General features: G+C 75.3%; 25 protein-coding genes and 1 riboswitch. Of the genes, 17 read left to right on the forward strand and 8 right to left on the reverse strand.

Annotated elements, in window-relative coordinates:
* The first annotated feature begins 51 nt into the window (after positions 1–51).
* The 3 genes from AC07DA_RS08480 to AC07DA_RS08490 are packed head-to-tail and all read left to right on the forward strand — an operon-like array spanning position 52 to position 3,979.
* Entirely contained in the window at positions 52–921 is an 870-nt protein-coding gene (locus tag AC07DA_RS08480) for an ABC transporter ATP-binding protein (RefSeq protein ID WP_479125790.1), read from the forward strand.
* Positions 918–1,898, forward strand: coding sequence for an ABC transporter substrate-binding protein (locus AC07DA_RS08485; RefSeq protein WP_479125792.1), 981 nt, complete (start codon positions 918–920; stop codon positions 1,896–1,898). Before AC07DA_RS08480 ends, AC07DA_RS08485 begins: the two co-directional genes overlap by 4 nt.
* Before the next feature lie 8 nt (positions 1,899–1,906).
* The gene (locus tag AC07DA_RS08490) at positions 1,907–3,979 is read left to right on the forward strand and encodes an iron ABC transporter permease (RefSeq protein WP_479125794.1); all 2,073 of its coding nucleotides are present in this window, start codon (positions 1,907–1,909) and stop codon (positions 3,977–3,979) included.
* A 7-nt stretch (positions 3,980–3,986) separates the two neighbouring features.
* Here AC07DA_RS08490 and AC07DA_RS08495 read toward each other — a convergent pair whose 3' ends face one another.
* Positions 3,987–4,385, reverse strand: coding sequence for a (2Fe-2S) ferredoxin domain-containing protein (locus AC07DA_RS08495; protein ID WP_479125795.1), 399 nt, complete (start codon positions 4,383–4,385; stop codon positions 3,987–3,989).
* 63 nt (positions 4,386–4,448) lie between these two features.
* Positions 4,449–4,570: riboswitch (cobalamin riboswitch) on the reverse strand.
* Between the two features lie 28 nt (positions 4,571–4,598).
* The gene (locus AC07DA_RS08500; RefSeq protein ID WP_479125797.1) at positions 4,599–6,155 is read right to left on the reverse strand and encodes an IucA/IucC family protein; all 1,557 of its coding nucleotides are present in this window, start codon (positions 6,153–6,155) and stop codon (positions 4,599–4,601) included.
* 100 nt (positions 6,156–6,255) lie between these two features.
* On the opposite strand from AC07DA_RS08500, the gene AC07DA_RS08505 reads away from it, so the two are divergent.
* Genes AC07DA_RS08505 through AC07DA_RS08515 form a run of 3 tightly spaced genes read left to right on the forward strand, consistent with a single transcriptional unit; the run spans position 6,256 to position 9,847 of the window.
* On the forward strand, positions 6,256–7,749 hold the full coding sequence (locus AC07DA_RS08505) for an IucA/IucC family protein (protein ID WP_479125799.1): 1,494 nt from the start codon (positions 6,256–6,258) through the stop codon (positions 7,747–7,749).
* 44 nt (positions 7,750–7,793) lie between these two features.
* On the forward strand, positions 7,794–9,059 hold the full coding sequence (locus AC07DA_RS08510) for a VWA domain-containing protein (protein ID WP_479125801.1): 1,266 nt from the start codon (positions 7,794–7,796) through the stop codon (positions 9,057–9,059).
* Entirely contained in the window at positions 9,059–9,847 is a 789-nt protein-coding gene (locus AC07DA_RS08515) for a hypothetical protein (RefSeq protein WP_479125803.1), read from the forward strand. The genes AC07DA_RS08510 and AC07DA_RS08515 overlap by 1 nt, the downstream gene beginning before the upstream one ends.
* A gap of 53 nt (positions 9,848–9,900) precedes the next feature.
* Here AC07DA_RS08515 and AC07DA_RS08520 read toward each other — a convergent pair whose 3' ends face one another.
* Entirely contained in the window at positions 9,901–10,527 is a 627-nt protein-coding gene (locus AC07DA_RS08520) for a winged helix-turn-helix transcriptional regulator (RefSeq protein WP_479125805.1), read from the reverse strand.
* Positions 10,528–10,613: 86 nt separating this feature from the next.
* Here AC07DA_RS08520 and AC07DA_RS08525 point away from each other — a divergent pair, with 86 nt between their 5' ends.
* From AC07DA_RS08525 to AC07DA_RS08535, 3 genes are all read left to right on the forward strand, one after another.
* A complete protein-coding gene (locus AC07DA_RS08525) occupies positions 10,614–11,822 on the forward strand; it encodes a pyridoxal phosphate-dependent aminotransferase (RefSeq protein WP_479125807.1) in 1,209 nt (402 codons plus the stop codon).
* A gap of 75 nt (positions 11,823–11,897) precedes the next feature.
* Entirely contained in the window at positions 11,898–12,551 is a 654-nt protein-coding gene (locus tag AC07DA_RS08530) for a hypothetical protein (protein WP_479125809.1), read from the forward strand.
* Between the two features lie 79 nt (positions 12,552–12,630).
* A complete protein-coding gene (locus AC07DA_RS08535) occupies positions 12,631–13,056 on the forward strand; it encodes an acyl-CoA thioesterase (RefSeq protein ID WP_479125811.1) in 426 nt (141 codons plus the stop codon).
* A 75-nt stretch (positions 13,057–13,131) separates the two neighbouring features.
* On the opposite strand, the gene AC07DA_RS08540 is transcribed toward AC07DA_RS08535, so the two are convergent.
* The 3 genes from AC07DA_RS08540 to AC07DA_RS08550 all read right to left on the reverse strand — a co-directional run bounded on the left by AC07DA_RS08540 (position 13,132) and on the right by AC07DA_RS08550 (position 15,923).
* Positions 13,132–13,677 carry a sigma-70 family RNA polymerase sigma factor gene (locus tag AC07DA_RS08540; protein WP_479125813.1) on the reverse strand — a complete coding sequence of 182 codons (546 nt, stop codon included), beginning with the start codon at positions 13,675–13,677 and terminating at the stop codon, positions 13,132–13,134.
* A gap of 155 nt (positions 13,678–13,832) precedes the next feature.
* Positions 13,833–15,044 carry a hypothetical protein gene (locus AC07DA_RS08545; protein WP_479125815.1) on the reverse strand — a complete coding sequence of 404 codons (1,212 nt, stop codon included), beginning with the start codon at positions 15,042–15,044 and terminating at the stop codon, positions 13,833–13,835.
* Positions 15,045–15,065: 21 nt separating this feature from the next.
* The gene (locus AC07DA_RS08550) at positions 15,066–15,923 is read right to left on the reverse strand and encodes a lytic transglycosylase domain-containing protein (protein WP_479125817.1); all 858 of its coding nucleotides are present in this window, start codon (positions 15,921–15,923) and stop codon (positions 15,066–15,068) included.
* Between the two features lie 546 nt (positions 15,924–16,469).
* Between AC07DA_RS08550 and AC07DA_RS08555 the strand changes: the two genes are divergently transcribed.
* The 8 genes from AC07DA_RS08555 (at position 16,470) to AC07DA_RS08590 (ending at position 24,894) form a co-directional block, all read left to right on the forward strand.
* Positions 16,470–16,913, forward strand: coding sequence for a hypothetical protein (locus AC07DA_RS08555; RefSeq protein ID WP_479125819.1), 444 nt, complete (start codon positions 16,470–16,472; stop codon positions 16,911–16,913).
* Positions 16,910–17,200, forward strand: coding sequence for a hypothetical protein (locus AC07DA_RS08560; protein ID WP_479125821.1), 291 nt, complete (start codon positions 16,910–16,912; stop codon positions 17,198–17,200). Before AC07DA_RS08555 ends, AC07DA_RS08560 begins: the two co-directional genes overlap by 4 nt.
* Before the next feature lie 96 nt (positions 17,201–17,296).
* A complete protein-coding gene (locus tag AC07DA_RS08565; RefSeq protein WP_479125823.1) occupies positions 17,297–17,581 on the forward strand; it encodes a hypothetical protein in 285 nt (94 codons plus the stop codon).
* Positions 17,582–17,602: 21 nt separating this feature from the next.
* Positions 17,603–18,415 (forward strand): DUF8175 domain-containg protein, encoded by an 813-nt coding sequence (locus AC07DA_RS08570; protein WP_479125825.1) that lies wholly within the window; start codon positions 17,603–17,605, stop codon positions 18,413–18,415.
* Between the two features lies 1 nt (position 18,416).
* Positions 18,417–19,649: a hypothetical protein gene (locus AC07DA_RS08575; RefSeq protein WP_479125826.1), complete on the forward strand. Its 1,233-nt coding sequence runs from the start codon at positions 18,417–18,419 to the stop codon at positions 19,647–19,649.
* Between the two features lie 165 nt (positions 19,650–19,814).
* Entirely contained in the window at positions 19,815–21,308 is a 1,494-nt protein-coding gene (locus tag AC07DA_RS08580; RefSeq protein WP_479125828.1) for an SCO6880 family protein, read from the forward strand.
* A gap of 224 nt (positions 21,309–21,532) precedes the next feature.
* Positions 21,533–23,089 (forward strand): ATP/GTP-binding protein, encoded by a 1,557-nt coding sequence (locus tag AC07DA_RS08585; RefSeq protein WP_479126109.1) that lies wholly within the window; start codon positions 21,533–21,535, stop codon positions 23,087–23,089.
* On the forward strand, positions 23,077–24,894 hold the full coding sequence (locus AC07DA_RS08590; RefSeq protein WP_479125830.1) for a type IV secretory system conjugative DNA transfer family protein: 1,818 nt from the start codon (positions 23,077–23,079) through the stop codon (positions 24,892–24,894). Before AC07DA_RS08585 ends, AC07DA_RS08590 begins: the two co-directional genes overlap by 13 nt.
* On the opposite strand, the gene AC07DA_RS08595 is transcribed toward AC07DA_RS08590, so the two are convergent.
* Together AC07DA_RS08595 and AC07DA_RS08600 are read right to left on the reverse strand one after the other, a co-directional pair.
* Positions 24,797–26,092, reverse strand: a complete 1,296-nt coding sequence (locus AC07DA_RS08595) for a DUF418 domain-containing protein (protein ID WP_479125832.1) — start codon at positions 26,090–26,092, stop codon at positions 24,797–24,799. The two genes, AC07DA_RS08590 and AC07DA_RS08595, sit on opposite strands and share 98 nt — an antisense overlap.
* The gene (locus tag AC07DA_RS08600; protein WP_479125833.1) at positions 26,089–26,490 is read right to left on the reverse strand and encodes a hypothetical protein; all 402 of its coding nucleotides are present in this window, start codon (positions 26,488–26,490) and stop codon (positions 26,089–26,091) included. Before AC07DA_RS08600 ends, AC07DA_RS08595 begins: the two co-directional genes overlap by 4 nt.
* Between the last annotated feature and the right edge of the window lie 52 nt (positions 26,491–26,542).

The following is a 26,542-nucleotide window of genomic DNA, read 5'->3' on the forward strand; positions in this document are numbered from 1 at the left end:
GCACCCGGCCCCCCTGCCGACCTGCACTTAGGTTAGGCTAACCTTCGCCACGTGAGATCTGGTGAAGCACCCGGCGGCGGACGGCGTCTGCGCGGGCACGAGCTGTCGGCCACGGACGTGACCGTCTCCTACGACGGCGTGGACGTCGTGCACGACGCCGCGATCGCGCTGCGGCCCGGTCGGGTCACCGTCCTGGTCGGCCCCAACGGCAGCGGGAAGTCGACGCTGCTGCGGACCGTCGCCCGGCTGCAGCGGGCCCGCCGGGCCGGGCTGCGGATCGACGGCGACATCGATGCTCTGGCCCTGTCCGCCCGGGAGTTCGCCCGGCACGTGGCCCTGCTGACCCAGGGCCGGCCCACGCCCAGCGGACTGACCGTGCGCGACCTCGTGGAGTTCGGCCGTTACCCGTACCGGGGCCGCTTCGGCCGTCCCGACGCCGACGCCGCGGCCGCGGTGGAACGGGCGCTGGCGCTGACCGGGGTCACGGACCTCGCCGGGCGCGGCGCCGACCACCTCTCCGGCGGGCAGCTGCAACGGGTCTGGCTGGCGAGCTGCCTCGCGCAGGAGACCGGCGTGCTGCTGCTGGACGAGCCCACGACCTATCTCGACCTGCGGTACCAGATCGAACTCCTCGACCTCGTCCGCGACCTGGCCGACGACCACGGGATCGCGGTGGGCGTCGTCCTGCACGACCTCGACCAGGCGGCGGCGATCGCCGACCGGATCACGCTGCTCCAGGCGGGCCGGATCGTCGCCGACGGCCCACCCGAGGACGTCCTGACGCCGGAGCGCCTCACCGCCGTGTACGGCATCCGGATCGACGTCGACACCGACCCCCTCACCGGCCGGCTGCGGACCCGTCCGATCGGCCGCCACCACACCCGCACCGCCCGTAGCGAAAGGCTCGGCACCACCTCATGAGACGTCTCCTGCTCACTGCGGCCACCACCACCGCGGCGCTCACCCTCGCCGCCTGCGGCACCACCGAGCCGGCCGCCGACAGCTCCGAGAGCAAGGCCTCCGAGGGCATCACCCTCACCGACGCCACGGGCGCGAAGGTCGAGCTGGACGGCCCGGCGAAGAAGGTCGTCGCCACCGAGTGGAACGAGGTCGAGAGCCTCATCACCCTCGGCGTCGACCCGGTGGGCGTCGCCGACGTCAAGGGCTACCGGACCTGGGACACCGCCGTCCCGCTGAAGAACGAGCCCAAGGACATCGGCACCCGCGGCGAGCCCAGCATGGACACCATCGCCTCGCTCTCCCCCGACCTGATCGTGGCGAGCTCGGACCTGCCGGACGCGGCCGTGAAGCAGCTGCGGAAGATCGCGCCCGTCCTGGAGACCAAGTCGGCCGACACCTCCGACCAGATCGGGCAGATGTTCGAGAACCTCGACCTGATCGCGAAGGCCACCGGCACCACCGACAAGGCCGAGGCCGCCCGCGAGAGCTTCGACGCCAAGGTCGCCGCGGGCCGCAAGACCCTCGCCGGCGCGAAGCTCGACGGCAGCTCCGTCGCCTTCGCCGACGGGTACGTCACGTCCAACCAGGTCTCCATCCGCCCGTACACCAGCGGCTCCCTGATCGGGTCCGTCAACGAGGAGCTCGGCCTGAAGAACGCCTGGAAGGTCAAGGGCGACCCGGCCTACGGCCTCGGCACCACCGACGTGGAAGGCCTCACGGCCCTGCCGGAGGACACCGCGTTCGCCTACATCGGCAACGACGGCGACAAGGCCAGCAACCCGTTCGCCGGGCAGCTGAAGGAGAACGCCGTGTGGACCTCCCTGCCGTTCGTGAAGGCGGGCGAGGTGCACCGGCTGCCCGACGGCATCTGGATGTTCGGCGGCCCCGGCTCGATGGAGGCGTACGTCGACGCCCTCGTCGGCGCGCTGACGAAGTAACGCCCGTCATGGCCGTCACCGAAGCGCCCCCCGCCGTCCGTCCCCCCGCGGCCGCGTCCCGGTCGGGCACGGCCGCGGTGACGGCCGGGCTCGTCCTCCTCGTCGCCGCCCTCGCGGTCGTCGACATCACCCAGGGCACCGCCGCCGTCGGGCCGGCGCAGGTGGTCAAGGCCCTGACCGGGCAGGCCGATCCGGCCGACGCGTCCGTGGTGATCGCCTCGCGGCTGCCGCGGATGACCGCCGGCGTCCTGGTCGGCGTCGTCCTCGGCATCGCGGGCGCCGTGCTCCAGGCCGTCAGCCGCAACGTGCTCGCCTCCCCCGACACCCTCGCGGTCAACGCCGGTTCGTACCTGGCGCTCGGGCTGGCCGGCACGACCGGCGTCTCCCTGCCGCTGCTCGCCTCCTCCGGCGTGGCCTTCGCGGGCGGTCTGGTGGCCGCGGCCGTGGTGCTCGCCCTGTCCGGCCTCGGCACGGGCACCGTACGGCTGGTCCTGGCCGGCACCGCGCTGGCGCTGGGCCTGAACTCCCTCACGGAAGGGCTGCTGTTGCTGTTCCCGCAGCAGACGGAGGGCCTCTACCAGTGGAACCAGGGCAGCATCGGCCAGAACGGCTTCGACGGCGTGCTGCAGATGCTGCCGGTCGCGCTCGTGGGGCTCGCGGGGCTGCTGCTGGTCGCCCGGCGGGTCGACGCGCTCGCCCTCGGCGACGACGCGGCGCGCGGTCTCGGCGTCCCGGTGCGCGCCACCCGCGTCACGGTGGTGGTGCTGGCGGCACTGCTGTCCGCGGCCGCCGTCACGCTCGCCGGGCCCCTCGGCTACGTCGGGCTCTGCGCGCCCGCCCTGGTCCGGCCGCTCGCCCGACGCTTCCGGGGCTTCACCCGCGCGCGGGCGGCGCTGCCCGCGGCCGGACTGGCCGGCGCGGCGCTGGTGCTCGGCTCGGACGTGCTGCTGCGCGCGATGATCCCCGCGGACACGGCGGTCGGCGTGCCCACCGGCATCGTCACCAGCCTGGTCGGCGCCGTGTTCCTGGTGGCGACGGCCCTGCGGCTGCGGGACACGGCCGGGGTGGAACCACCGGACCGGCTGCGCGTCCCCGGCCGGACCGCGTTCCTGGCCACGGCGGCCGCCCTGGCCGCCGTCGTCGTCGGCGCCGCCCTCGCCGGTGTGCTGCTGGGCGACAGCGAGCTCCTGCTCGGGGACGTCGCCAACTGGGCGCAGGGGCGGGCCGGCCGGACCGTCTCCTTCGTCCTGGACACCCGGGTGCCGCGGGTGCTCGCGGCGCTGTGCGCGGGCGCCGCGCTCGCCCTGGCCGGCACGCTGGTGCAGGCCGTGACCCGCAACCCGCTGGCGGAGCCCGGGGTGCTGGGCGTCTCGGGCGGCGCCGCGCTGGGTGCCGTGCTGCTGGTGACCACCGTGCCCGCCGCCGGCTCCTGGGGCGTGGCCTCGGCGGCGTTCGCCGGGGCGGCGCTGGCCTCCGCCCTCGTGTTCGGGCTCGCCGCCCGGGGCGGCTACCAGCAGAGCCGACTGGTCCTCGTCGGTATCGGCGTGGCGGCCGGATCGACGGCCCTGATCAGCCTGCTGATCGTGCTCACCGACCCGTTCAACGCCACGAAGGCGCTGACCTGGCTGTCCGGTTCGACGTACGGGCGGACCACGGCGGACGTCGTGCCGGTCGCGCTCGTGCTGGCCCTGGGCCTGGCCGTCGCGGTCACCCGGCGCACCGAGCTGGACCTCGTCTCGCTGGACGGGGACACCCCGCGCCTGCTCGGGCTGGGGCTGCCCCGGGCCCGGCTCGGCTTGCTGGTGGTGGGCGTGCTGCTGGCGGCGACCGCCGTGGCCTCGGCCGGCACCATCGGCTTCGTGGGCCTGGTCGCGCCGCACGCGGCCCGGGCCCTGGTGGGCCGGCGGCACGTGCGGGTGGTGCCGGTCGCCGTGCTGCTCGGCGCCGCCCTCGTGTGCGCGGCCGATCTCGTCGGCCGCACGGTGATCGCCCCGGCCCAGCTGGGCGCCGGCCTGATGACGGCCGTGATCGGCACCCCGTACTTCCTGTGGCTGCTGGTCCGCGGCCGCAGGGCGGCCTGAGCGGGTGTCAGGGACGGTCCCCGTCGCGCCGCGCCCGTGGGCTGAAGACGTACAGGTCGAGGATGTCGGGCAGCGGGGCGACTCCGGGGCCGCCGGCCCGGACCCAGGAGACGACGTCCTCGGTGGCGGCCGGGTCGTTGACCAGGCCCAGCCAGACCGGCCGGGCGCCGGCGGCCCGGCCCGCGGCGGACGGCTGCACCACGACCACGTTGGCCTGGTCGCAGACGTCCAGGCAGTCGGAGATCCGCACCGGCGCCGCCGCGCGCAGGCGCTCGGTCTGGGCCGCGTGGTCGACACCGGTCACCTTGGGGCTGCCGCAGCAGCAGTCCCGGCAGACGACGACACGGCACGGCGGGGAGCCGCCCGGGGTGTCGTCCAGGGGTTCGCCGGCCGGCGTCGCGGGCATGCCGCACCTGCCCTCTCTCCGGGGAGATCCGCCCCGGTGGTCCGTGGAGGAGGCGACCGCGTGAGTCTCCTGGCTCTCGGGTCGCCGCCGGTCCCGGCCTTCCCACCCGCTCGCGGGCAGTGGCCTGTCGGGACCGGCTCGCCGATCACAGTGGCGGGACCGCGCCGGACTCACACCGGCTTCCTCGTCCGCCGTCGCCTTTGTCGCCGGTCATCATTCCACGGCTCCGGGGCGGGCGGCGGGCCGCCCGAGCGGGTGGGGCAGCGGCAGGTAGCGGGCGTCGGCGCCGTCCGCGCCCGTCCAGCGCAGCAGCAGGTTCGTCTTGGCGGGCAGCGTCGGGGAGGCGAGCAGGGCGGGGATCTCCGGCAGGTCGTGCCGGGCGAGTTCGCGGCGGGCGGCGGGCCAGGGGTCGAATCCGGGACGGCGTTCGACGAGGGCCCCGGCGATCTCGGTCAGGTGGTTGACGACCAGGCAGTACACCAGCCGCTCCCAGCCGGCCGCGCGCGCCACGTCCGGCAGCAGCTTCACGCCCTCGGCGTCCCGGTACAGCACCTGCACGGGCATGCCGTCGGCGTCCACGGCGACCAGCGTGTTCTGCAGGTGCGCCTCGACGACGACGCCGTGCCCCGCGAAGGCCGCCAGGACCGGGGGCACCGCGTGGGCGAGGTAGGCCCGCCACCAGGCCTCCGGGTCGGTGACGCGGTCGAGCGGGTTGCCGTCGAAGCCCTCGACGAGCCCGGCCGCCAGCAGCGGGGTCGCCCCGGGCAGGAGGCGGCCGCCGAAGCCGTCGCGGACCAGGACGGCCAGGGCCTCGAAGGCGAAGTCCGCGGTGCGGTAGCCGCGGTCGGCGAGCCAGCCGGGCGGGCCGTCGTGGGCGGCGAAGGCCGCGCGCACCGCGGTGTCGGTCCGGCGCAGGGCGAGCAGGTCGTGGCGCCACAGCCGGCGGATGTCGTTGGTGATGCGCACGTCCAGGCTGAACTTCAGGAAGAGGTCCCGCCCGGGGGCGTGGACGGTGCGGATCGCGGCCGTCGGCCAGGTGTCGAAGGCCGTGGTGCCGAGCCGCAGGAGCCTGCCGTCCGCGAAGGCGGGGGCCAGCTCCCGGGCGGCCAGGTCGAGCTGCCAGGGGTGGGCCGGGAGCAGCCGGTAGCCGGGCGGGGCCGTGCCGAGCGTGTCGAGGGCGGAGGTGTCGCCCTCCTCCACGAGGGTGTCCTCGCGCAGCCCGAGCAGGACCAGCGGGAAGCGGGCGTGCGCCTCGGGCGCGTACGGCAGCCAGGCCGCGGCGGGGCCGCCGCCGCGGGCCTTGGGAGCCGGGTGGTGGGTGTGGCCGGTGAGCAGGCACTGCTCCGACCGCTGGTAGAGGTCCTCGGGCGGGGCGGCTCCGGCGCGGGCGGTGAGCAGCGCCGCCACGGCGTCCCGGCTGTCGGTCATCTCGGCGGGCAGGTCGGGGTTGGCCAGCCCCGTGCGCCGGCGCAGCTCCCCGGCGACCAGCTCGACCAGGCCGGCGTGGTCGAGGCGTTGCCAGGTGCCCGCCACCTCCACCTCGGGCTCGGCGGGCCGGCGGGTTCCGCGCACGCGCAGCAGACGCCCTTGGCCGGGCAGCCGGTAGACGCGGTGTGCGCCCTCCTCGCGCACCGGCCGGGCGATCTCGCGCACCAGGCAGTTGAGCAGGGGCACGGCGGCGTAGGCGTCGGCGAGGCGGCCGGTGGCCGGGTCGTCACCGTGGGCCGAGTCGTCGTCGGCGGGCGGGGGCATGAGGTCCACGCGTTCCACTCGTCCCTACGGTCCTTCCAGCGTTCCGGGCGGAGATGATCAGTATGTCGGTCGTCGCCATTCCGCTGTGACGCCCTATTCGTACCCGAGGAGTCCGCCCGTGCACTGTCCCCCCAGCGCCGAGACCGAGGTCGCCGACGAGCTGTCCGTCGTACGGCCCGGGCTCCTGCCGCGGTACGAGGCCGAACTGCCCGGCGCCCGGGCGGCCGTGCTGTCCCGCCTGTGGCGCGGCCTGACCCATGATCCACTGCCCTGGGTGGCGGGCCGGCGGCGGGGCCGGGACGCGGTGACGCTCTCCCTGTCCGACGGCCGCCGGCTGCACGGTCCGCTGCCGGATCCGTACGCGACCGGGGCGTACGTCACCGCCGTACGGCTCGACGGGACGCAGTACGCCGATCCGGCGCGGCTGGTGGCCGGCCTCGGCGTGCCGCACTCGGCCTCGTTCGCGGCCGAGCTCGGGCACAGCGTCGCGTCGTTGGCGCTGTCGCGAGCGGGGCGGGAGGACGGCGGCCCGGGCTGGCCGGAGCGGGACTGGGAGTGGGAGCAGCGGATCGTCGACGGGCACCCCTTCCACCCGACGTGTCGCTCCCGGCCCGGCTTCTCGGTCGCCGACCAGCTCGCCTACGGGCCCGAGCACCGGCCGGTCGTGGACCTCGCACTGGTGCCGGTGCCCGCGGCGGAGTGCCTGGTGACGGGCGTGTGGCCGGACGAGCTGCGGGACGGGGCGCACGTGGTGCTGCCGGTGCACCCCTGGCAGGCGGCGCACGTGCTGAAGCGGACGAGCGAGGAGTGCCGCCCCGCGTATCCGCTGATGTCCCTGCGCACGCTCGCCCTGCCCGGCGGGCCGCACGTCAAGACCTCGCTGAGCGCCCGCCTGACGTCCTCGGTGCGGGACATCTCGCTGCCCTCCGTCGCGGCCTCCGCGCTGCTGTCGGACTTCGCGGAGGTCGCGGCCGCGCGCACGGACGGGCTGCTGCACGTCACCCGCACCCTGGGTGCGGCGGCGGCCGGTTCCCCGGACTTCGCGGCCGTGCTGCGGGAGTCGCCGCAGGGGTACGCGGGCGGTGGTGAGCGGGTGCTGCCGGTGGCGGCCCTGGCCACCACCGAACTGCCCCGCTCGGCCGCCTGGCTGGCCGGTTTCGCCCGGCTCGCCCTCACCGTCGGGCTGCGGCTGCTGGAGCTGGGCGTGGCCCTGGAGGCGCACGGCCAGAACCTCCTGGTCGTCCTCTCCGCGGCGGGCGAGCCGCTGCGGCTGGTCTACCGCGACCTGGCCGACATCCGCGTCAGCCCGGCCCGTCTCGCCCGGCACGGCATCACGGTGCCCGAGCTGCCCGCCCGCATGGTCACGGACGACGAACGCGCCCTGCGCCGCAAGCTGTTCGGCTCCCTCGTGGCCGGCGCGCTGGCCGGCACGGCCGGGTCGGGCGCGGCGCTCGCGACGGCGCTGGAGACGGCCGTACGGGACCTCCCGGACGGTCCGGACCTCGCGGCGCTGCGGGCGGAGTCCCTGCCCGCCAAGGCGCTGACGCTGATGCGGCTCTCGCCGCTGACGCCCGGGGACCAGTGGGCGGAACTGCCCAATCCGCTGCGCTGAACGCCGTTTTGGCCAACAGCCCGGGTGATCAATAGGATCCGCCGATGATCACACGTACACGGCTGATGGCGGGCGCCTGTGTCCTGCTCGCCGCCCTGGCCGCCGGGATCGCCGTCCCGGCCGGGGCGGCCGCCGGCGAACCCACGGGCCGGGACGCCCCCAAGGTCGACCTCGTCCTCGACGTGAGCGGCTCGATGCGGGCCCGGGACATCGACGGGCGGTCGCGGATGGCCGCCGCGAAGCAGGCGTTCAACGAGGTGCTGGACGCGACGCCCGAGGAGGTCGAGCTCGGCATCCGCACCCTCGGCGCCAACTACCCGGGTGACGACCGCAGGACCGGCTGCAAGGACACCGCGCAGCTCTACCCGGTCGGGCCGCTCGACCGCACCGAGGCGAAGGCGGCCGTCGCCACGCTCGCCCCGACCGGCTGGACGCCGATCGGCCCGGCCCTGCTGAAGGCGGCCGACGACCTGGACGGCGGCGACGGCTCCAAGCGGATCGTGCTGATCAGCGACGGCGAGGACACCTGCGCCCCGCTCGACCCGTGCGAGGTCGCCCGCGAGATCGCCGCCAAGGGCATCGGGCTGACCATCGACACCCTCGGCCTGGTGCCGACCGCCAAGCTGAGCCGGCAGCTCAGCTGCATCGCCGAGGCCACCGGCGGCACCTACACCTCGGTGGAGCACCAGGACGAACTCACCGACCGGGTCAACGAGTTGGTGGAACGGGCAGCCGATCCGGTGGTGACGCCCGTGCCGGCGCGGGGCGCCGGCCGGTGCGCCGGGGCACCGGCCCTGAAGTCGGGCCTGTACACGGACCGGGAGGAGTTCGGGCAGCAGCGCTGGTACCGGGTGGACGTCCCGCCGGGCAAGGAGCTGCGCGCCTCGGTGAGCGTGGCGGCCGACCGGGCCGTGAACCCGGGCTACGGCCTGCTGCTGCGGGCCGTCACGGTCAAGGGCCGCGAGATCGTGCGCGGCGAGGCGGCGGGCACCGGCCGCACGGACGTCATCTCGACGGGGCTGCGCTTCCCGAAGGCCGCCGGCGACGAGAAGGACGCGCCCGCCGAGGCCGTCTGCCTGGCCGTCTCGCACTCCTTCTCGGCGGCCTCCGGCGTGCAGACCACGCCCGGTCTGCCGCTGGAGCTGACGATCGACGTCGTGGACGGGCCGGACGGGGCGGCCGACGTGGCCGCCTTCGGCCTGGGCCGCGGCTGGTGGCTGCTGGGTGTACTGATCCTGACCGGTTTCCTCGCCGGTCTCGTCTGGGGCTGGCTGTCGCGCTGGCGGGTCGCCGTCTGGAGGACCAACTGATGCGAGTGGCACGCGCGTTGAGCGTTGCGTTGACCCTGGGCCTGGCGGCCGCCCCGGCCGCGGCCGACGCCTCCCCGAGTCCGTCGCGGGACGGCGCCTCCGCCCCCACGCGGGCGGGCACCTCGTTCCGCACGGCGACGGAGGTCGAGCAGGGGCAGGAGGCCACCGCGAAGGGCTCCACCGGCGACTACCTGTACTGGTCGTTCCCCGCGGACACCGGGCAGCGCCCCACCGTCAGGGCCACGGTGCGACTGCCGGACGCCCACGCCCCCCAGACCTGGCAGGTCGACGTCTACGACGGTCTGCGCCGCCGCCAGGCCTGCCGGTACGGGGCGCAGACGCGCACCGCGGCGGCGGACGCGGCCTCCGTGGAGCTGGTCTGCGTGCTGCGCACGGTCCGCGCCTGGTCGGAACCGTGGGCGAACGACCCGCTGCCCGGCACGTACTACGTCCGGCTGACCGCCACCGGTGTCGCCACCGCCGACCTCGGCCTCCCGGTCGGCACCCGGGTCCGGGTGGATGCCGAGGACGTCGGCGGCGCGGCCGCGGTGGACGGCTCGCTGGCCGAGCCACTGGTGCCGGGGATCGCGACCGGGGCGGAGGACGAGCGGGAGGACGCGGCGGTACTGGCCGGACTCGAACCCGAGGACGGCTGGGCGTCCGGCTGGTGGTCGGACCGGTGGGTGTGGACCGCGGTGGGCGGCGCGCTGGCCGCGCTGGCCGGGGTCGCCGGGTACGCGCTGACCCGCGGCCCGGGCCGCCCGGCCCGGGTACCGCCGGGCACCTGACGGGCCCGCCCCCCGGCCCGCCTTCGGAAGGCCCGCCCCGTGCGGGCCTTCCGTCATGCCTCGCGGAGGGCCTTGGCCAGGGTGCCCTCGCCGGTCACCTCGACCCGGCCCTCCCGTACGGCCCGGGCCAGGTCCAGTTCCCCGCGGCTGAGCGCCGTGCACGTCTGCGTGTCCAGGACCAGCAGGGCGTCGGGCTCGCCGGGTGCGGGCCCGTCGCCGTACACGGGTCCCTCCCCGGCACCGGCGTGCAGGTGGAACCGCCCCTCCTCCAGGCGGACTTCGACGAGCCCCTCCCCGTCCAGCAGGCGCAGCAGGGGGAGCGCGAACCAGTGCGCCCGCACGGCGTCCGTCGGGCGGCGCTCGCCGAGTTCGTCCTGCCCCCACTCCCCCAGGGCCTGCAGCACCGGCAGCAACCCCCGCCCCCTGGGGGTCAGTTCGTAGACGCTCGCCGCGCCGGGCGGGGGGAGCCGGCGCCGGGTCGCGAGGCCGTCGCGCTCCATGTCCCTCAGCCGCGAGGCGAGTACGTCCGTGCTGACGCCGGGCAGGTCCGCGTGCAGGTCGGTGTAGCGGCGGGGGCCGGCGAGCAGTTCCCGGACGATCAGCAGGGTCCAGCGGTCGCCGACGACATCGAGCGCACGGGCGGCGGAGCAGTACTGGTCGTAGCTTCGGCGAGGTGGCATGCGACGCAGTCTAGACAAGTTGTTGGACTTTCCAAGCGCCCACTTGGTAAAACCAAGCGACACAGTCGGCAGAGGAGATGCGGCGCATGGAGTTCCGGCAGTCGAGCAAGCTCAGCGAGGTCTGTTACGAGATCCGCGGCCCGGTGATCGAGCACGCCGACGCGCTGGAGGAGGCCGGCCACAGCGTGCTGCGCCTGAACACCGGCAATCCCGCGCTGTTCGGGTTCGAGGCGCCGGAGGAGATCCTCCAGGACATGATCCGGATGCTGCCCCAGGCGCACGGCTACACCGACTCGCGCGGCATACTCTCCGCCCGCCGCGCGGTCGCCCAGCGCTACCAGACGCTGGGCCTGGAGGTCGGTGTCGACGACGTCTTCCTCGGCAACGGCGTGTCCGAACTGGTGTCGATGGCCGTACAGGCCCTCGTCGAGGACGGCGACGAGGTCCTGATCCCCGCGCCGGACTTCCCCCTCTGGACGGCGGTGACCACCCTCGCGGGCGGCACGGCGGTCCACTACCTCTGCGACGAGCAGGCCGACTGGTACCCCGACCTCGACGACATGGCCGCCAAGATCACCGACCGCACCAAGGCCGTCGTGATCATCAACCCGAACAACCCCACGGGCGCCGTCTACCCCAAGGAGATCGTCGAGGGCATCCTCGACCTCGCGCGCCGCCACGGCCTGATGGTGTTCGCCGACGAGATCTACGACCGGATCCTCTACGACGGCGCCGTACACCACCCGGCCGCCGCGCTCGCCCCCGACCTGGTCGTCCTCACCTTCTGCGGCCTGTCCAAGACCTACCGCGTGGCCGGCTTCCGCTCCGGCTGGCTGGTGGTGACCGGCCCGAAGCAGCACGCCAGGGACTATTTGGAGGGCCTCACCATGCTGGCCTCCATGCGGCTGTGCGCCAACGCGCCCGCCCAGTACGCCATCCAGGCCGCGCTCGGCGGCCGGCAGTCCATCAGCGAGCTGACCGGGCCGGGCGGGCGGCTGCTGGAGCAGCGGGACACGGCCTGGCGGAAGCTCAACGAGATCCCCGGCGTGACCTGCGTGAAGCCGAAGGGCGCCCTGTACGCCTTCCCGCGCCTGGACCCCAAGGTGCACCGGATCCACGACGACGAGAAGTTCGTCCTGGACCTGCTGCTGCGGGAGAAGATCCAGGTGGTGCAGGGCACCGGCTTCAACTGGCCGTCGCCGGACCACTTCCGCATCCTCACGCTGCCCCACGCCGACGACCTGGAGGCGGCGATCGGGCGGATCGGACGGTTCCTGGGCGGCTACCGCCAGTAGGCGCGGTGTCAGTGGCGGGTCGTAGCCTTCGAGCAGGTGGGCCAGTGCCCGAGACCGGCCGGAGAGGAGCACGCCGTGACCCGACCGCCGACCGCCGCCCAGCGGCGTGTCATCGACGCCGCCGACCCCGTGACCGGACGGCTGCGGGGTACCGAGGCGCAGCTCGCCGCGCTGGTCGGGCGAGGGCTCGCCTTCCGCCACCCCCGCCCGCCGCACGAGTACTTCCTGACGCCGGAGGGACACCGGGTACGCCAGGGCATCACCCGGGCGCCCGGGCCCGCCCGGCCCGCCGGGTCCGCCGGGTCCGGGCAGCCCCCCGCCTCGACGGGCGTGTTCGCGGCCCGCACCGGCGGTGAGCCGGATCCGCCACCGCCCGGGCCCGGCCGGCGGCGCGAGGTGCACAGCGCCTGGCAGGGGCTGCTGGAGCTGCGCCGGATGACCAACCCGGACGGGGCGGCGGACCGGCCGTGCGGCTGGGAGCGCACGCACCTGGTGCGGGCCGCCGCGCTCGCGCTGGAGGCGGCGGGCCACCGGCCGGCCGGCCCGGAGGAGGCGGGCTACCGGGTGCGGGAGACTCCGCAGCCGGAGGCCGTCGCCGTGTACGAGCCGGACGGCGAGGCACTGCGGGCCTGCGCGGCCACGCTGGAGGCGGCGGGCTGGCAGGTGAGCGAGCACCGCGCGCCGCGCACCGGGACCCGCTATCTGCTGGCTTCGCCGCGCCGGGCGTGATGAGCATGCCAAGATCGACGGATCGTTGTGTGGTGCATGAGCGTTGGGCGCGCAGGAGCCGGCGCGAGAAGGGGAAGCCGTGAGCGAGCCGTTTTCCGTCCCTGTGACCGTCCGTGGATACGAGACGGACGTCCAGGGCCACCTCAACCAGGCGGTCTACCTGAACTACGCGGAGCACGCCCGCTGGTCGCTGCTGCGGGCCGGGGGGATCAGCCAGTCCGCCCTCATCGGCAGCGGCGTCGGCCCGGTCGCCCTGGAAACGACCATCCGTTACCGGCGGGAGCTCCTCGCGGGCGACGAGGTGGAGGTCACGTGCGCCTTCGAGTGGGGCGGCGGCAAGACGTTCCGGATCGAGCAGACCGTGCTGAAGTCCGACGGCACGGTGGCCGCCGAGATCTCGGCCGTGGGCGGGATCCTGGACCTGCGCCGGCGCAGGCTCGTCGCCGATCCCGCTGCGGTCTTCCGGGAGCTGGCGTCGGATCCGGACGTGTTCGGACTGCCGTAGGCCGTGCGCCGGGTGCCTGGCCGCCGTGCACTGCCGGGTGCCGCAGGCCGGCCGGGCGGGGCACGGGCGCCCGGGTCAGCGCACGCCGCGCTCCTCCAGGGCCGTTCTGAGACTGCGCAGCGCGTAGTAGACGCGGGACTTCACCGTGCCCTGGGGGACGCCCAGGGCGGTGGCCGCCTGCTGGGTGGTGCGGTCGGCGAAGAAGGTGGCCTCGAGGGCCTCGCGGTGGGCGGGGGTCAGCGCCCGGAGGGCGTCGTGCAGGACGATGGACGACAGCATGCGCTCGATGTCGTCGGCGTCGCTGCCCAGTTCGGTCAGCCAGCTCGCGCCGCCTATCTCCTGCGGGCGCGCCGTCTTCGTACGGTGCGCGTCGATCACGATGTTGCGGGCGATGCGGAACATCCAGGGCCGGACGGCCATGCCCTCGCCGTCGGCCAGCGTCTGCTTGTTCCAGCAGCGCAGCAGCGTCTCCTGGAGGACGTCCTCCGCGCGGTGGGTGTCCCCGCCCAGCATGCGCAGCACGTACGCGTAGAGGGCAGGGCCGTGCTCCAGGTAGAGGTTCCTCAGCGCCCGCTCCTCGGGCGACACCGCGCTCGCCGACCCGATCACCGTCACGTTCATGGTCTGCTCCTGCTCCTTGGGTGGCCCGGCCGGCCGCGCCGACCGGAACCGGGGCCTTCGGTGCAACGGAGTGTGGTCAGGGCGGTTCCACGTTCGTTTGACGCTCGATCGACGGCTCGTACATCGCCCGTCCGCCCGTACGGCGTCCGCCCCGGTCACACGCAGGACGACAGCGCCTCCACGTGGGCGAACACCCGGTGGGCCAGGTGTTCGTCCGCCGGTGTGAGGCGGCCGCCGGCGCGCAACCTGCCCCACATGTGCAGCAGTTCCCTGCCGTGGATCTCCGCCGCACGGTCGTCCTCCAGCCGTTGCCACGCGGCTGCCGCCCGTGCCACCGCCGCCGGTGCCTGCGGGTCGCCGGCGCCGCACAGGATGCGGGCCACCGACAGGGCCAGCACCGTGGCCTCCCGGTGGTCCCCGCGCAGGTGCGCCAGGTACGCCTCCATGGCGCGGGCCTCCAGCGCGTCCGGATGCTCCGTGCCCGCCGTGCGCGTCAGCTCCTCGCGCAGGGCGGTCACCTCACCGGACGCCTGACGCAGACGCCCCGCCGCCGCGAGCGCGTTGATGTGCGCCACCCGGTGGGCGAGCTGCCACGGGAGGGGGTGGGAGGGCGGCGGGGGCGCGGCCTCGGCGGGAGCCGGGGCGGGGGCCGCGGACGCAACCGGTTCCGCGGACGGAAGAGGTGGCGCGGACGGGACCGGGGCCGGGGACGGGACGGGCCCGGGCGGTGCTGTCGCGGCGGCCCGGGCCCGCGCGATCGCCGTGGCGACCGCCGACGTGGGGGCGGCGACGGGGGCGGCGGATGCCGGTGTGGCGGGATCGGCTGCGCCGGCGGGTGCGGAGGGCCCCGGGGCGGCGGGCACCGGGCCGGCCGGTGCGGCAGCGGTGCCGACGGGTGCGGCGGGTCGCGGGGCGGAGGGCCCGGGCACAGCCGGCGCGGGAGCGCCGGCGGGTGCGGAGGAGCCTGGGGCAGCGGGCCCGGGGACGGCCGGTCCGGCTGCGGCCACCGGTCTTGCCGGTCCCGGGGTGAGCTGCGTCGGTGTGGCGGCGGACGCCGAGGGCTCCGAAGGGGCCGCCTGCACCGCGGACCCCGGGGCGGCCGGCTCGGAGGGGTGGTCCGTGGACGGCGCCCGTTCCGTCGGGTCGAGCAGGCGGCTGGAGCCGTCGGGTGCCACCTGGAGGACGAAGTGCGCCCCTCCGGGGCCGTCGTTGACCGTGGCCTCGACCGCGGCGGAGCGCTCCTGCGCGTACTGCTGCAGACGGTCCAGCACGGCCTCGTGCACGGACCGGCCCTGCTCGACGGCCAGCAGCTCCCCGTTGATCTCGGCGAGTCCCTCACCCGGGATGCGCACTGCGAAGTGGGCCATGGCTGCGAGTCCTTCTGATGCTCAAGCGCCGGAAGCGGCGGACGCGGATGCGAATGCGGAAGGGGAAGGGGACGCGGGCGGCGATCCCGTGGGGTCGGGTGCCGCTCCCGGGGTGACGCCCGGGGTGGAGCCGGGCGGCGGTGCGGCCACGCCCGCGTACTTGGCGAACTGGGCGCGGATGGCGAGGACGTAGCCCTGTGCCTCGTTCGTCTGCGGCACCCCCTTGGCCGCGCGCACGGTGTCCATCCCCACGTGGTAGCCGGCCAGGGCGAGGTCCAGGACGCTGCCGGTGGCCTCGTTCGCGTCGATCATCCGCCGTGCCTCGTCGGCGAGGTCGCACAGGTGACGGCCCTGCGCCATGATCGAGTCCTCGGCGTCGAGCGCCGACGTCTCGTCGTTGTCGTCGTCGTCCTCGCCGTACTTCTCGAAGACCGCGGGCGGCAGCTGGGAGATGCCCTTCTCGCCGTTCTCGCCGACCAGTTCGGCGTTGAAGCCGGACTCCCGCTCGATCTGCGAGGCGATGACGACCGGGCCGATCTCCTCGCACAGCTCACCGGCCTCCTCGATCGGGTCCGCCAGGTCCTCCGGCACGGTCGAGCGGTCCAGCTCGCCCCCGCCGTCGCCGTTGAAGACGGCGATCACCTCGTCCGCGTCGTCCGCACCGGCAAAACCGCCTCCGCCGCCGCCCGAGAACAGCAGGATCAGCGCGATGAGCGGGGCCAGCAGGACCCCGAACCCTCCGATGATGATGATCACGACCAGGGCGCCGAGCAGCGCGAGCGGCGACAGCAGGCAGCCGCAGCCGGTGCCGGCGGCGATGGTGTTACGGACGGCGGTGGAGGTCCCGCCCTCCCCGCTGTCTCCCGTACCCGCGCTCATGCGTGTCCGCCTTCTTCCTCTTCCCTTGAACCGCGACGGCTGGACGGCCCGTTGTGCTGCCGACGGGCTCGGGAGATCGAAACGGGCCCCGGCGCACTTCAGTTCAAACCCGTGGACATCAGATGAGCCAGAGCAGCAGCAGCGCGAGCGGAGAAGGAGGGCTGACCGCACATGGGCACTCCTGAGACGACGCCGTCGAACCCGCACTCATGGGTCCGGGGGCCGAAGACCGGACAGCCGGCGGCCGCCGGGGGCGGCACCCCCGGCGGCGCCGCCCCTGGCGCCGTCGCCCCCGGCAGCCGTGCCTCCGGTACGGGCGTCCCCCCGGGCGCGGGGACGGGCCCGGTCCCGCACCCGGAGAGCCGTGCCCCCCTGGCGACTCCCGGACCCCTGCGCACGCCCGGCCCGCCGGCAACGCACCGCCCGGGCCCCGCGCCCGGCCACGGCCCCGCTCCGGCCGCCCGCCGGAGGTCTGTCGCCCCCCGCAAGGCCTCCCCGGTCACCGGAGGTGAGGCCCCCTGGGCCGAGCCGGAGCCGCGCACACCGGTGCGCGGTACACCGTGGGACGGGATCGGGTGGGTCAAGGCCCACGGCGGGGCCGGCGCCACCTCGCTCGCCGAGGCGCTCGGCGGGGCCGACGTCGGGGCCCGCTGGCCGGAGCCCGCGCGCGGCGAACCGCGCCGGATCGTGCTGGTCGGCCGGACGAGCGCGCGCGGACTGCGCGCCGTGTCGCGGGCGTTGGGCGCGCTGGCGGACGGCAAGGCTCCGCAGGGGCTCGACCTGCTGGCCGTCGTCCTGGTCGCCGACGCTCCCGGGCGGCTCCCGCTCGGCCTGCTGCGCCGCATCCGGGTCGTCCGCTCGGCCGCCCCCGTGCAGCGGGTGCCGTGGATCCCGGCCTGGCGGGTGGGCGGTCAGCCCAAGTACCTCCCCCGGCAACTCAGCGCGCTGACCGTCCTGGTGGGCGCCGACGGCGAAAGAACCCCATCATGACCTCCCCGTTCCTCGGCCTCGCCCTGCCCGCGGGCGGGCGGCTGGCCGCCTACAACCCGACCCCCGACGCGGGGGCCATCCTCGGTGTCCTCGCCTGGTGCGCCTCGGCCGCGGGAGTCGCCGGCCTGCTCATCGTCGGCATCCAGATGGCGATCCAGCTGCGCCGTGGTGAACCGGGCGAGGGCGGCGCGTACTTCCGCGGCTTCTTCTTCGTCACGCTGGCCTGCCTGCTCGCCACGACGGCCGGCCCGATCGTCGCGTTCCTCGGCGATCTGTCCCTCCACTGAGGTCCACGCACCTCCCGTTCCGCCCCTCACCTCGCCCTCTCACCCACTCCCCCGCGTCCGCCGCTCACGCCGGGCGCCGACCCACCCGGAGATCCCATGTCCCTGCTCCACGAAGCCACCCGCCTGCTCGCCGCCGGTGTGCCCCAGCCGCAGAGCAACGCACCCGGCGAACTCACCAGCAAGGTCAACACCGTGCTGGGCATAGCCGCCTGGGCCGGCACCGCCGCCGGCGTCGCCGGGGTGCTGATCACCGGCACGATGATGGCCATCTCGCTCAAGCGCGGTGAGAGCTCCGAGCACATGAGCCGCCTCGGCATGGTGCTCGGCGGCTGTGTCCTGGTGGCCACCGCGGGTCCGCTGGTCGGCTTCGTCTTCAACTGAGCCGGAGACGGGACGATCGAGATGTTCACACGCAGGGAGTACCGGGAGCCACGCCGGTACCGGTCAGAGCCGTCGGAGCCGTACTGGAGGCAGCGCGGCTGGCAGGTGTCGGCGGCGTTCCTCGGCGTCGTCGTCCTGCTGAGCGGGGTCGTCGCCCTGACGGCGGGACGGGGCACGGCGGACGACCGCGCGGGCGCCCCGCCGTCGCGGGGGCCGCTGTCCGGCTCCCCGGCCATGAAGGACGGCCGGCCCGACGGCTGCCGCACCGACGACGGCCGCGGCCGGGCCCCGCTCACGGCCCCGCCCGACGACGTCGACTGGCGCGCCCTCGGTGTCACGCGTGTGCCCGTCTCGGCGTCGGCCGGCCCGACCCTGACCCAGGGGCCCGTCTGGTGGTGCTTCGCGCACACCCCGGCCGGGGCGGTGCTCGCCGCCCACATCATCCCCACGCACATGAGCGGGCGGGACTGGCGGACCGTCGCCCAGGAGCAGGTCGTTCCCGGCCGGGGGCGGGACCTGTTCGTCTTCAAGCGCTCCACGGTCCGCGACGACGCCCCGGACGACGCCCCGGACGCCGGCTCCGGCCCCCGACAGGGCACCGGCTCCGGCAGCGCGTCCGCCGCCTCCTACGCCGGTTTCTCGGTGCCCGCCTACTCCGGCGCGGCGGCGACCGTGGAGCTGCTGCTGAAGACCTCCCAGGGCTACGCCACGACCTCGGTCGCCCTGCGCTGGAGCGGGGGCGACTGGAAGGTCCTGCCGTCCGGCAACGGTGCCCTGCACACGCCCGTGAAGGCGGTCCAGGGGACGAACGGCCATCTGCTCTGGGGGGTTTGACATGGCGTGCCCGACCGGAAATCCCATCGTCGACATCGCGGTCGGATTCTTCAGCTTCCTCGGGGACCCCATCGGGACCATCGTCGAGGGGGTGGCCAACGCCGTACTGGCGGGCGCCATCGCGGTGTTCGGGGCGCTGACCACCAGTATCCCGACCCTGTCGGGGACCACCACCGCCCAGGACATCAACAGCCAGACGCAGTGGATCGTGGTCTACCTTGCGGTCGGCTCACTGCTGTTCGCCTCGGCCCGGATGGCGATCGAGCGGCGCGGCGCGGCCGGTACGACCGCGCTGAAGGGCATTCTGCGCGTCGTGCTCGTCTCGGGTGCCGCGACCACCGTGGTCACGGCGGCCGCCGCCCTGTCGGACGACTACTCCACCTACCTGTTCAACGCGGGCGCCGAGAAGCAGCTGAGCGCCGTGGGGGCCTGCTCCGACGGCAACGGCATCGAGGCGTTCCTGCTGCTGGTCCTCGCGTTCCTGCTGCTGATCGCCGGGATCATCCACACGATCCTGCTCTACATCCGTCTCGGCGTCATGATCCTGCTGCTGGGCACCCTGCCGCTGGCCGCCGCCGCCTCCATGACGGACTGGGGCGGCGGCTGGTGGCGCAAGCACCTGGGCTGGATGATCGCCTGGCTGCTGTACAAGCCGGCGGCCGGTCTGGTGCTGTACGCGGGGTCGGCCATGATCACCTCGGGTCAGAACGGCGGCAGCGACATCAACGAACGCATCGCCGGCATCGGCGTGATGCTGCTGTCCGCCGTCGCCCTGCCCGCGCTGCTGAAGCTCGTCGTGCCGGCCACCGCCGCTCTCGGCGGCGCGTCCGCGATGTCCGGGGCGATGTCCACGGTCGGCGGGTCCCTGGCGTCCGGCGCCCGCTCCCTCGGGGCCGGCGCCACCGGCGGAAGCGGGGGCGGCGGGCAGAGCGGTCCGCGCGGCGCGTCGGGGGCGTCGGGCGCCTCCGGTGCGGGCGGCTCGGGCGGCTCCGAGGGCACGTCCGGAGCCGCCGGAGCGTCCGGCCCGTCCGGTACCGGCGGCCCGGGACAGCCCGGTGCCTCGGGCGGCGGAGGCGGGGGCGGCGCGGCCGCGGGCGCGGGCCGGGCCGCCGCGGCGGCGGGCGGCCCGGTCGGTCTGGCCGTCGGGGCGGCGGTCACCGCGGCACAGGTCGTCGGCCGCACCGCCTCCGGCTCCCTGGAGGGCGCCGACCCGGACAAGGGGCACAACACCTGACCCCCGCGGCGGGGAGGGGGTTCTCCTCCGGCGTCCCTCCCGCCGCGCCCCGAACGGCCGCCGGGCTCCCGATCCCCCCGCGGAGCCCGGCGGTCTCCTCCCCCGTCTGCCCGCCCGTGCCCCCGCGCGCCACCCCACCACTCCACGAAGGGACAACGGACCACCATGTCCACGGAAGCCGTCACCCACCCGACCTACGGGAACTGGCGCCGCCCCCGGCGTCCCGGGCTCGGGCCGCTCGGCCTCGTCGGCACCTTCGGTGTCTTCGGCGGGCTCGTCCTCACGCTGCTCGCGTCGCTGATCTCGCTGTACGCGGCGATGGTCGTGTTCACCCCCATCGCGGTGCTCCTGGTCCCGCTCGCCATCCGCACCCAGGACGGCCGCAACGTCTACCAGCTGATGGCCCTGCGCGTCGGCTGGCGGCGGCGCAGGGCCAGGGGCGCGCACCTGTACGTCTCCGGGCCGCTGTCCGCCCGGCCCGGCGGCCGGTTCCGCCCGCCGGGCCTGCTCAACAAGGTGACCGCGACCGAGGGCCGGGACGCCTACGACCGCCCCTTCGGCGTGCTGCACCACCCCAACCGCAACCTCTACACGATCGTGCTGGGCTGCGACCCGGACGGCGGTGCGCTCGTCGACCCGGACCAGGTGGACGTCTGGGTCGCGCTGTGGGGCGAGTGGCTGGCCCGGCTGGCCCACGAGCCCGGCCTGCGCGGCGCGTCGGTGATCGTGGAGACCGCCCCCGACCCCGGCACCCGGCTCGCCCACGAGGTACTGCCCCGCATCCGCGACGACGCGCCGGCCGCGGCCCGGGCCGTGATGGAGGAGGTCGTCGAGCGCTACCCCACCGCGTCCTCCGAGATGCACACGTACGTCAGCCTCACCTACGGCGTCCCCGCCAACCAGCGGCGCAAGAAGGAGGACGTCATCACCGACCTCGCCATCCGCATCCCCGGCCTGCTCAGCGGCCTGGTCGCGGCCGGCGGCGGGGCGGCCTGTCCGCTGTCGGCGGAACGGATCGCGGAGGTCGTGCGGGTGGCCTACGACCCGGCGGTCGCCGCCGACGTCCTCGACGCCCGGGCCCGGCACGGTGGCACGGGCCTGGAGTGGGACGACGCCGGCCCCGCCGCCGCCGTGGAGACCGTGGGCAGTTACCAGCACGACTCGGGGGTGTCCCGGACGTGGCTGATGACGCTGGCGCCGCGCGGCACCGTCCGCTCCTCGGTGCTGCGGGGCATGCTGGAGGCGGCGCCCGGCACGCGGCGCAAGCGGGTGGCGCTGGTGTACCGGCCGATCGACCCGGCCACCTCGGCCCGGATCGTCGAGGCGGACCGGCGCAGCGCCCAGTTCATGGCGACGTCGGGCCGGGGCATGGTGCAGGCCCGGGCGGCCTCGGAGATGCGGGCGGCGGAGCAGACCGCGGCCGAGGAGGCGTCGGGCGCGGGGCTCGTGGAGTTCTCGCTGATGCTGACGGTCACCGTCGACACCATGGAGCAGCTGGCCGACGCGAGTGTCACCGTGCGCAACCTCACCGCCGCCTCGCGGGTGCTGATGCGGCCCGCGGACCGGATGCAGGCGGCGGCGTTCAGCTGCACGCTGCCCGCCGGGATCCTGCCCTGGGAGCAGACCCTGATCCCGCACGAACTACAGGAGGCGCTGTGAGCCGCCGCGAGCGGAAGCGGGCCGAACAGGCCGACCGGCTGGCCGAGTTGCGGGCGCGCGAGGAACTGGTCGCGCTGCGCGCCGGAGCGGGCGCCGCGCGGCCGGGCCCGTCCGGGCACAGCGAGGCGCCGGACGGGGACAGTGGCGGGCGCGGCGGTGGCCGCAAGGGCGGAAGAGGCGCAAAGGGCCGCAAGACGAGCGGTGCGCGGCCGCGTGAGCTCTTCGTGCCGCCGCGTGGCTGGTACGGGCCGGGCGGCGGGCGGGTCGGCTATCTGGACCCGCCGACCATGTGGCGGGCCACCACCGTGCAGGCGTGCGGCATGTGGCCGTTCGCCGCGGGTTCCGGCTCGCCCATGACGGGTGTGCCACTGGGGCAGCACCTGTTCACCGGGGCCACGGTCTGCGGCGACCCGCTGAACTGGTTCACCCGGGCCCGCTACATCTCCAACCCGTCGCTGTTCATGCTCGGCATGCCGGGCCTGGGCAAGTCCACGCTCGTCAACCGCATGCTGATCGGGCTGTCCGCGACCGGGGTCGTGCCGCTGGTCCTCGGCGACCTCAAACCCGACTACGCCGACACGGTCCGGGCCCTGGGCGGCCAGGTGATCTCCATCGGGCGCGGCCGGGGCGGCATCAACGTCCTCGACCCGGGCGCGATGGGCGCGGCGGCGGCGCGGATCGGCGGCGAGGCGGGCGAGGTGCTGAAGGCCGAGACGCACGGCCGGGTGCTGAACATGGTGGCCGCGCTGATCACCATCGTGCGCGGCCGGCCGATGGACGACCACGAGCAGTCGGTGCTCTCCGCCGTCCTGCACCATCTGCGCGAGCGCACCCCGCCGGGCCGTACGGTGCTGCTGCCGGACGTGCTCAGGGTGCTCGCCGAGGGTCCCGACCGGGTGCGCGCGGTCACCCTGGACCGGGGCGACGACGCCCGCTACCGGGACGCCGTCGACCCGCTGCACCGCTCCCTGCTGGGCATCCTCGACGGTCCGCTGGGCGACACGTTCGCGTCCGAGACCTCCACCCGCATCGACCCGGCCGCCCCCGCGGTGTGCATCGACATCTCCGGCATCGGCGAGGCCGACACCCAGCTGACCGCCGCCGCGATGCTCGCCGCCTGGTCCGACGGGCTCGGCACCGTGGCCGCCTCGCACGCCCTCGCGGACGCCGGACTGGAGCCGCGGCGCTGGTTCTTCACGGTGCTCGACGAGCTGTGGCGGCCGCTGCGCGCCGCGTCCGGCATCGTCGACCGCATCGACGCGCTGACGCGGCTGAACCGTTCCCTCGGTCTGGGCGACGCCAAGATCACGCACACGCTGAAGGACGCCGAGGCCCTTGGCACCGACGCCGACCGGGCCAAGGCCCGGGGGTTCGTCGAACGGGCGGGCATGGTGGTGTGCGCGGGTCTGCCGAAGGCGGAGATGGAGGACCTGGGCAAGGTGGTGGGGCTGTCCCGGCGCGAGATCGAACTCGTGTCGTCGTGGTCCTCGCCGCCCGGCTGGGGGGTCACCGGGGAGCACGAGGAGCCGCCCGGACGGGGCCGTTTCCTGATCAAGGTCGGCGGGCGCCCCGGCATCCCGATCAAGGTCGCCATCACCGACGCCGAGCGCCGGCTGCACGACACCAACACCCGGTGGACGCCGAACGAGCAGGCCGTCGAGCAGCAACTCGCCCACACCGCCGCACAGGTGGCGCGGGCCGCGCAGGAGGCGGCGTACGCGGTGCCCGGCATGCCCGGCGGTCCGCCGGCCGGGGACGGCGTGGGGAGGTGGACCGCGTGAAGGCCCCGGGCACCGGTTCCGTGCACGAGCAGCTGCCCTGGGCGATCGTGGCGCTGGCCGGCACCGGACTGGCCGTGTTCACCGTCGTCTGGTCCGGCGGGACCCTCGGGTCCGGACTGACCGGCCACGGCTGGGACGGCCCCCCGTTCGCCCTGTCCACGGTGGAGCGGCTGGTGGCCACCGGGCCCGGCGGACTGTGGCCGGGGACCCCGCCCGCGGCACTGTACGCGGCCATGCTCGCCCTGCTGGTGCTCGTCACCCTGCCGGTCGCGCTCCTGGTCCGCCTCCTGCTCCGCCGGACCGGCCGCACCGAGGGCCTGGCCGGGTGGCGCGAGCTCGCCGCGATGTGCCCCAAGGGCATCGAGGCCCGCGCCCGCGACCTGCGTCCCACCCTGAAGGGCCGCGACCGGCTGCACCCGGACGAGACCGGCAACCTCCTCGGCGACCTCGTGCCCGACGGGCCGGAGCTGCGCAGCAGTTACGAGGACGTGGAGCTGGACCTGATGGCGCCGCGGGCCGGCAAGTCCACCGGCATCGCGGTCCCCCGGGTGCTGCGCGCCCAGGGCGCGGTCCTGCTCACCTCCAACAAGTCCGACGTGTACGCCGTCACGCGCGCCGAGCGGGAGAGGGCGGGGACGGTCTGGACGTTCGACCCGCAGGGCATCGCCCACACCCCGCGGGCCCTGTGGTGGAACCTGCTCGGCGAGTGCCACACCATCGAGGGCGCCCGCCGCATGGCCGGTCACTTCGTGGCGTCCGTCAACGACGACACGGCGAAGAAGGACTTCTGGATCTCGGCCGCCCAGAACACCCTCACGGCGCTCTTCCTGGCCGCGGCGCGCAGCGGCACCCCCCTGCCCCACCTGCTCGGCTGGCTCGCCGACCCCGCCGACCGGACCCCGGTCGACCTGCTGCGCGACGCCGGGCTGGTGGCGATGGCCGAGCAGTTGCAGGGGACCGTCCGCGGCGCGGTGGAGACCCGGGACGGCATCTACGAAACGGCCCGCCAGACCGTCTCCTGCCTGCTGGACCCGGAGATCCTCGCCTGGGTCACGCCCGACCCGCGGCTGCCGGAGTTCCGCCCCGACCGGCACGTCCTCGGCCGGGACACGCTCTACCTGCTCTCCAAGGACGGCGGCGGCTCCGCGGCCGGTGTCATCGCGGGGCTCGCGGACGCGACGATGCGGGCCGGTGTGGTGGCCGCCGAACGCATGGGCGGCCGGCTCGACCCGCCGCTGACCGCGGTGCTCGACGAGGCCGCCAACGTCTGCCGCATCTCCGATCTGCCCGACCTGTACTCGCACTTCGGCTCCCGGGGCATCAACGTCGTGACGCTGCTGCAGAGTTACCGCCAGGGCGCCCGGGTGTGGGGCGAGGTCGGCATGGACGCGCTGTGGAGCGCGGCGACGGTCAAGCTGCTCGGGGCGGGTCTGGACGACGCCGACTTCGTGCAGAAGGTGTCCACGCTCGTCGGCCAGCACGACGTGCGCACCCCCACCGTCTCGCGCGGCAGGGAGGGCACGTCACGGTCGTACTCCTACCGTCAGGAGGCCGTCCTGCCGCCGGACCGCATCCGTGCCCTGCCGAAGGGCACGGCGCTGCTGCTGGCCACCGGCGTCAAGCCCGCGCTGATCCGGCTGCGGCCCTGGTACAAGGAGCCGGGCGCGGCGGCGATCTCGGCGGCGGCCAGGGCGGAGACCGCGGCCATCACGGAGCGCGCCGCACGCCGTCTGCCACCCGGTCCGCCCGCTGTCCCGGGTCTGCCGGGGCCGCACGGGGTGCCGCTGTCCGAGCAGGTGCCGTGACGTTCCGCCGGACGGCACCGGGGCGCGCCCCCAGGGTGACGGCTCGCAGGACGTACTCGGCCGGCCCGTGGCGCACGTGCTCCGAAAGCCGTGCGCCGAGCGCCAGTTGCACGGCGTGGAGCAGCACGCAACCGGTCAGGACCAGGGCCGTACCGGCCCGGTCGTGCAGGCCCAGGCCGTACCCGGAGAACACCCAGGCGAGGACGAGCGACTGGGTGAGGTAGTGGCTGAGCGACATGCGCCCTGCGGCGGCGAGCACCCGGGCCGCCGCCGGGACGCGGTCACCGGCCCGCCCCAGCAGCAGGAGCAGACCGCAGGCGTACGACGCGGCGAGCGCCGGGGCGGTCAGGACGGTCGCCGCCTGCCCGACCAAAAACCAGCGGCCGTCCAGCGGTCCGGTCGCGCAGCAGGCGGCGACCACACCGCCGGCGAGGCCGTACGGCAGCCAGCGCAGGGCGGTCCGGCGCAGCCAGGCGCGGTCCCGGCCGCGCCGCTCGGCCAGCCGGCACTTCGCCGCAGCCAGCCCGCCCAGGAACGCGGCCAGCATGGCGGGCGCGTACAGCAGTCCGGTGCCGAGCGCGGCGGGCAGGTCGCGCAGGTGGGTGCCGAGCACGGAGGCGGCGCCGCCCCGGTAGGCGGCGACCCGCTCGGCGGCCCGGGGCGCGTACGCGCCGGCGGGGACCGGCTCGGTGAGGGCGACGGTCAGCAGCCCGTACCCGAGCAGCAGCACCGCCAGGAGCACCAGGAGGGCGGCCGCGAGCCGCAGTGCGGCCCGGACGGTGAGGCCGCTCAGCCCGTACAGCACCAGGGCGAGGACGGCGTACGTCGTCAGGACGTCCCCGGGGTACAGGAGGACCGCGTGTGCGGCGCCCAGGACGAACAGGCCCGCCGTGCGCCGCAGATGGCGGGGCGCGAAGGCGGCGCCGGTCCGGCGCGCGGAGCGGGCCTGGAGGACGAAGCCGTAGCCGAAGAGGAAGGAGAACAGGACGTAGAACTTGGCGGTGACCAGTGCGGTCACGAGCCAGGCGGCGACCCGGTCGGCCACCGGCGCCCCCGGCGGGCCGCCGAAGACCGTGTACGGGCCCGCCATCAGCAGGGCGTTGACCACGAGGATGCCGAACAGGGCGAACCCGCGCAGCACGTCGAGTTCGCCCACCCGCGCGCCCCGCGGAGCACCGGCCGGGCTCCCCCGGCTCATCCGGCCCACCCGGCCGTCGCGGCCCCGGTGCCGAACGCCAGGGTGGCGGACAGGAACCAGCCGAAGGCGGGGGCCAGCAGAGCCCGGGACGTCCACAGTCTGGCGTGGGTGGGGCGTTCGCGCGCGTACACGACCGGCACGCTGCCGCCGGCCGGGGGCATGCCGCACCACGGCCCGAACGGACCCGGATCGAGCACGAGGTCCCTGCCCAGGTGGTCGGAGAACACGACCAGTCCGCCGCGCCGCCGGCCGTCCGCCGCGCGTGCCGTCACCCGCCCCATGACCCGCCGGCCGCGCGCCCACAGAGCGGCGGCCGTCGCCAGGGCCCGGACCGCGGCCAGCAGGCAGCCGAGGCCGAGCCCCGTGCACAGTGCGAGCAGCACCACCTGTGCGTTCACATCCACCCCTTCGCCCGGCACCCTCGCGGAGCACAACGGCCGGGGGGACGGC

Source organism: Streptomyces sp. NPDC044921 (assembly GCF_056432865.1).

What these genes read in the sequence shown, in the direction of transcription:
- AC07DA_RS08495 (WP_479125795.1), bottom strand. Translation starts at nt 4,385, where the DNA reads ATGCCCGCGACGCCGGCCGGCGAACCCCTGGACGACACCCCGGGCGGC.
- AC07DA_RS08565 (WP_479125823.1), top strand. Translation starts at nt 17,297, where the DNA reads ATGTCCCTGCTCCACGAAGCCACCCGCCTGCTCGCCGCCGGTGTGCCC.
- AC07DA_RS08510 (WP_479125801.1), top strand. Translation starts at nt 7,794, where the DNA reads ATGATCACACGTACACGGCTGATGGCGGGCGCCTGTGTCCTGCTCGCC.
- AC07DA_RS08540 (WP_479125813.1), bottom strand. Translation starts at nt 13,677, where the DNA reads ATGAACGTGACGGTGATCGGGTCGGCGAGCGCGGTGTCGCCCGAGGAG.
- AC07DA_RS08580 (WP_479125828.1), top strand. Translation starts at nt 19,815, where the DNA reads ATGTCCACGGAAGCCGTCACCCACCCGACCTACGGGAACTGGCGCCGC.
- AC07DA_RS08595 (WP_479125832.1), bottom strand. Translation starts at nt 26,092, where the DNA reads ATGAGCCGGGGGAGCCCGGCCGGTGCTCCGCGGGGCGCGCGGGTGGGC.
- AC07DA_RS08525 (WP_479125807.1), top strand. Translation starts at nt 10,614, where the DNA reads ATGGAGTTCCGGCAGTCGAGCAAGCTCAGCGAGGTCTGTTACGAGATC.
- AC07DA_RS08550 (WP_479125817.1), bottom strand. Translation starts at nt 15,923, where the DNA reads ATGAGCGCGGGTACGGGAGACAGCGGGGAGGGCGGGACCTCCACCGCC.
- AC07DA_RS08545 (WP_479125815.1), bottom strand. Translation starts at nt 15,044, where the DNA reads ATGGCCCACTTCGCAGTGCGCATCCCGGGTGAGGGACTCGCCGAGATC.
- AC07DA_RS08490 (WP_479125794.1), top strand. Translation starts at nt 1,907, where the DNA reads ATGGCCGTCACCGAAGCGCCCCCCGCCGTCCGTCCCCCCGCGGCCGCG.
- AC07DA_RS08515 (WP_479125803.1), top strand. Translation starts at nt 9,059, where the DNA reads ATGCGAGTGGCACGCGCGTTGAGCGTTGCGTTGACCCTGGGCCTGGCG.
- AC07DA_RS08520 (WP_479125805.1), bottom strand. Translation starts at nt 10,527, where the DNA reads ATGCCACCTCGCCGAAGCTACGACCAGTACTGCTCCGCCGCCCGTGCG.
- AC07DA_RS08575 (WP_479125826.1), top strand. Translation starts at nt 18,417, where the DNA reads ATGGCGTGCCCGACCGGAAATCCCATCGTCGACATCGCGGTCGGATTC.
- AC07DA_RS08560 (WP_479125821.1), top strand. Translation starts at nt 16,910, where the DNA reads ATGACCTCCCCGTTCCTCGGCCTCGCCCTGCCCGCGGGCGGGCGGCTG.
- AC07DA_RS08570 (WP_479125825.1), top strand. Translation starts at nt 17,603, where the DNA reads ATGTTCACACGCAGGGAGTACCGGGAGCCACGCCGGTACCGGTCAGAG.
- AC07DA_RS08485 (WP_479125792.1), top strand. Translation starts at nt 918, where the DNA reads ATGAGACGTCTCCTGCTCACTGCGGCCACCACCACCGCGGCGCTCACC.